The 4776-nt window shown below is 42.0% G+C and carries 4 protein-coding genes; 3 read left to right on the top strand and 1 reads right to left on the bottom strand.

Annotation, left to right across the window (positions count from 1 at the left end; all coding sequences use genetic code 11):
- Positions 1–501: 501 nt before the first annotated feature.
- The 3 genes from FJR08_RS20410 (at position 502) to FJR08_RS20400 (ending at position 3248) form a co-directional block, all read left to right on the top strand.
- Positions 502–2478, top strand: coding sequence for a PatA/PatG family cyanobactin maturation protease (locus tag FJR08_RS20410; protein ID WP_168634367.1), 1977 nt, complete (start codon positions 502–504; stop codon positions 2476–2478).
- A 363-nt stretch (positions 2479–2841) separates the two neighbouring features.
- A complete protein-coding gene (locus FJR08_RS20405) occupies positions 2842–3045 on the top strand; it encodes a cyanobactin biosynthesis system PatB/AcyB/McaB family protein (RefSeq protein ID WP_015081394.1) in 204 nt (67 codons plus the stop codon).
- A gap of 14 nt (positions 3046–3059) precedes the next feature.
- On the top strand, positions 3060–3248 hold the full coding sequence (locus FJR08_RS20400) for a cyanobactin biosynthesis PatC/TenC/TruC family protein (protein WP_174783180.1): 189 nt from the start codon (positions 3060–3062) through the stop codon (positions 3246–3248).
- 49 nt (positions 3249–3297) lie between these two features.
- Here the strand turns inward: FJR08_RS20400 and ffh are convergent, their stop codons facing one another.
- The gene (ffh, locus tag FJR08_RS20395) at positions 3298–4746 is read right to left on the bottom strand and encodes a signal recognition particle protein (protein ID WP_015081396.1); all 1449 of its coding nucleotides are present in this window, start codon (positions 4744–4746) and stop codon (positions 3298–3300) included.
- Positions 4747–4776 lie beyond the last annotated feature (30 nt).

Genomic DNA, 4776 nt, shown 5'->3' with positions numbered 1-4776 from the left:
GAGGGTTAGGGAGAGGTAGAGTTTTAGTATTAACTAATGTGAATTTTTCAGAATAATCAATGCAACTACTTACCATGAGATGATAAAAAGTGCAATTACTAATCAGTAGGCTAAGTGAAGCTACCCTGATTCTGATAGTACAGCCAATTATGATTCAACGCAAGACCTTATTAATAAAAATTACTTATAGTAAATCAGGTTGTTAACACTCCTGTTTGCTTGATATTTCCGTGAAGCGGAAATCACTATCTCCTCCCGTCAAGTATTTGTAAATACTGATTTTCATCCACAGCAAAGGAGAAAATAACCACTTACCAAAACCGTTTTTTTTTTGACATAAGAAAAAATTATATCCGTTAAAATATGTAAATTGAGTTGACATTTCAGCCGAATAATATAACAATTACTTTTGTGTTCTAGAAGCACAATCGTAATAAAAATGTCATAAAATATATATTTATGGCGCAAAATAGATGTTTAAGCAGATAATTAACAAATTAAATGCCAAAATCCTCAATTAAAACGGAAATCCAGGAATTATGGAACTTGACACAGGGTGATTCACAAATATGTGTAGCTATACTCGACGGATTGGTTGATCAATCTCATGATTGCTTAAATGCAGCAAATTTAACAAGATTGCCAACACTTATTCAGGGAGAAGCGACAGCTAATGGATCTATGTCTGGACATGGAACTCATGTAGCAAGCATCATATTTGGTCAACATAATTCCTCAGAATTACGGGGAATTGCTCCCCAATGTCGAGGGTTAATCGTCCCTATTTTTGGTGATAATAATAAGAAACTTTCTCAACTAGACCTAGCTCGCGCCATAGAACAAGCCGTCAATGCTGGAGCGCATATTATCAATGTCAGTGCTGGACAACTCACTGATAATGGTGAAGCAGAAGGCTGGTTAGATAGGGCTGTGCAACTATGCAAAGATCACAATGTTTTAATTGTGGCTGCTGCTGGTAACGATGGTTGCGAATGTTTGCACGTTCCCGCATCTTTACCCACCGTATTAGCAGTAGGGGCAATGAATGACCAAGGTAAACCCATAGACTTTAGTAACTGGGGGGAAAAATATCAAAACCAAGGCATTCTTGCACCGGGAGAACACATTTTAGGGGCAAAACCGGGGGGAGGGACACAAAAACTCAGTGGTACTAGCTTTGCTACTCCCATTGTTTCCGGTGTCGCTGCTTTACTCCTAAGTCTGCAAGTTCAGCGTGGTGAAACACCCGACCCCGCTAAGGTGAGAGCGGTTTTATTAGAAACTGCTATACCTTGCACAGATAAGGATACAGACGATATTAGTCGCTGTTTATTAGGTAAATTAAATATTTCTGGTGCATTGCAATATTTTACAGGAGGAACAATGTCCGAAGAATTAGATACAGTAGAAACCGTTGACAGTATTGAAGCTGCTGGTTGCGGTTGTGCAGAGATTACAAATAGTGCTGAACCAGAACCCAGCCCGGAAGAATTTATACCCCCTGAATTTTTCCCAGTAGTTCCTGCTGTGACAACTTCCGCACCTTTAACAAATTCATCCAATTCTCAATTTACTACCATGTCAAATCGTACATCTAATTACATTACTGCTAGTCAAGCGCCCAGCGACCTCGCTCAAGTTAACTTAGTGTATGCTTTAGGTACACTGGGTTACGATTTTGGTTCAGAAGCCAGAAGAGACTCTTTTAAACAATTAATGCCGGGAGTACAAATAGACGGAACAGCGATTCCCGCTAACCCTTATGATGCGCGGCAGATGGTAGATTATTTAGGAGATAATCTTTCTGAGGCTAAGTCTTTAATTTGGACATTGAATTTAGAATTAACTCCTGTCTATGCAATTGAACCAGGTGGTGCTTTTGCCAGAGATGTCTATGCTATTTTACAACAATTATTATCAGGACAAATTCAAGCAGAAGACAGCGAGAATTATGTAGAGAGAGTCAGTATTCCCGGTATTTTATCAGGACGCAGTGTGAAACTATTTTCTGGTCAAGTTGTGCCAGTAATTGAAGTTCCCAACACTCGCGGACTTTATGGTTGGAAGGTGAATACTTTAGTTCAAGCTGCTATTCAGACAGTGCAAGCACAAGCTTCAGAAGCCCAAGAAGAGTCTATTCGTCGGACCTTGGGTAGTTTCCTCAGCCGTATTTATTATGATTTACGGAATTTAGGGACAACTTCCCAAGATAGGGCGTTGAATTTTGCCTCTACGAATGCCTTTCAAGCGGCTTCCACCTTTGCGGAAGCTGTGGCTACAGGTATGGAGTTGGATAGTATTACTGTAGAGAAAAGTCCTTTCTGTCGTTTAGATAGCGATTGTTGGGATGTAAAATTGAAGTTCTTTGACCCTGAAAATAGTCGTCGGGCCAAGAAGCTATTCCGGTTTACAATTGATGTGAGTGATATTATTCCTGTTACTTTGGGCGAAGTCCGTTCTTGGTCTACTCCTTATTAATAGTGGTAGGTTGGGTTAAGCAACAGCGCAACCCAACAAAGTCTTTTATCTCGTTATCTCGTTCCCAGTCTCTGACTGGGAATGCGACTACAGAGGCTCTGACTCTGCTTTAGGGACTTCCAATTAAAAAAATACCCAAAAATTTCTTGTGGTGCGGGCATCTTGCCCGCTAATCATCAAGGACGGGCAGGATGCCCATCCCACAAAATTAGGTAATTTATTTTTTGGTGTTCCCTTAATAGAAGGCAGAGCCTTCTAGAATTCATTCCCATACGGAGTATGGGAACGAGAAACGAGAAATCATGTTGAGTTTTTTAATGTTGGGTAACATACGTCAACCCAACCTACAATCTAAAATTGATTATGAGATTACCCAAACTTTCCCCTCCGGTAAAAAGACCAGATATTATTTATCCTCATCGGTCTGTTGATGTCATTCATGGTAGAGTCGAGGACTTAGTTAGCATTCGTATGGATTTATTACATGGTGCTAATTATAATGACCCCGCTGCATTTCAAAATCGTAGTTATCAGCAAATTAAATCTTCTTGCAGTTGTGTAATTTAGGAGTTATCAATATTATGAGTAAACAAAAGAAAACCCCCGCAAATTCTAGCGAACTAGAACCTAACCCACCAGCAGAAATTGAACGTAAATTATTATCTACTGGTTTGGAAGATTATGGTTTTTGGTCACAAGAAATGGCTAAACAAAAAGCCCAACAAACTGAACCTGATAAACCTTTTCGTCGTGGTCGTATTTGGTGTTAATTTTCAGATCCCCGACTTCTTTAAGAAGTCGGGGATCTAGTTTTTTAAACTAAAGAGTCCCAAAACCTTTTTTCTTTTTCTCCTTCTTTTTCTTCGCTGGTGGTGCGCCACCGGGGTAGCCACGCCAGCCGGGTGAAGGACGATTACCACCTGCTGCTAAAGGATTTCCACCGCCAAACATTCCTCCCATACCGGGAATGCCACCCTGTCCCATTTGCTGCATGAGCGATCGCATTTTTTGGAAGTCCGCTACCAGTTTGCTTACATCCGCTTCTCTATACCCAGAACCAGAAGCTATGCGGCGGCGACGACTGGGAGAACTTGATAATAAATCTGGATCACGGCGTTCTTTGCCCGTCATGGAATTGATCATAGCTTCACAGCGTTTTAGCTGGGTTTCTCCCTGCTTTAACTGATCCTCAGAAAGCTTGTTCATGCCCGGAATCATCTTCATAATTCCGCCCAAAGAACCCATGTTTTTCAACAACCGCATTTGCTTGAGAAAGTCAGTAAAATCAAATTTTGCTGACAGGATTTTCTCCTGCATTTGCTCTGCATCTGCCAAATCTATCTCTTCTTGGGCTTTTTCTACTAAAGTAAGAACATCCCCCATGCCCAAAATCCGCGAAGCCATGCGGTCAGGATAAAACGGTTGTAGAGCCTCGACTTTTTCCCCCACACCCACAAATTTAATCGGCGCACCGGAAATTTGCCGCACTGACAACGCCGCACCACCTCGGCTATCCCCATCCATTTTGGTCAGTATTGCCCCAGTAATGCCGATTTGGTTATGGAAGGTGCGAGTCAGATTTGCTGCCTCTTGCCCGGTCATTGCATCCACAACTAACAGGGTTTCATCGGGCTGGACTACTTCTTTGATGCGGGCTAATTCCGCCATCATATCTTCATCTATTTGCAAGCGTCCGGCAGTATCAATAATTACTGTATTTATGCCTTCGGCTCTGGCGCGTTCCACACCTTGACGGGCAATTTCTACGGGGTCTGCTGCAATTCCCAGTTCAAATACGGGGACATCAATTTGCTTACCAAGGGTAATTAATTGGTCAATAGCTGCGGGACGATAGATGTCTGTAGCCACTAATAAGCAACTACGGTCTTGTTTGCGTAAATGCAAAGCTAATTTAGCGGTGGCTGTGGTTTTACCGGTTCCTTGCAAACCAGCCATTAACACAACGGTGGTTTTCCCCGCAACTTCTGCGAGGGGAACATTTTCTTCCCCCATCACCTGCACTAATTCATCATAAACAATTTTGATGAATTGTTGGTCAGGACGTACACCAGCGATAACTTCAGCCCCCTGGGCTTTGGTTTCGACTTCGCTAATAAAATCTTTGACTACCTGGAGGTTAACATCTGCTTCCAATAAAGCCCGACGCACTTCCCGCAAAGCGTCTTGTATATTGGATTGGGAGATTTTATCCTGTCCTCGCAGTTTTTTCCAGGCGGATTCTAAACGGTCAGATAGTGCATCAAACATAATTCAGTTACAACGTAGTTAGTCTGTTGT

This window comes from Dolichospermum sp. UHCC 0260 (assembly GCF_009711985.1).
GTDB lineage: Bacteria > Cyanobacteriota > Cyanobacteriia > Cyanobacteriales > Nostocaceae > Dolichospermum > Dolichospermum lemmermannii.
This window is presented reverse-complemented; position numbering and strand designations above follow the sequence as displayed.

What these genes read in the sequence shown, in the direction of transcription:
- FJR08_RS20410 (WP_168634367.1), top strand. Translation starts at nt 502, where the DNA reads ATGCCAAAATCCTCAATTAAAACGGAAATCCAGGAATTATGGAACTTG.
- FJR08_RS20400 (WP_174783180.1), top strand. Translation starts at nt 3,060, where the DNA reads ATGAGTAAACAAAAGAAAACCCCCGCAAATTCTAGCGAACTAGAACCT.
- FJR08_RS20405 (WP_015081394.1), top strand. Translation starts at nt 2,842, where the DNA reads ATGAGATTACCCAAACTTTCCCCTCCGGTAAAAAGACCAGATATTATT.
- ffh (WP_015081396.1), bottom strand. Translation starts at nt 4,746, where the DNA reads ATGTTTGATGCACTATCTGACCGTTTAGAATCCGCCTGGAAAAAACTG.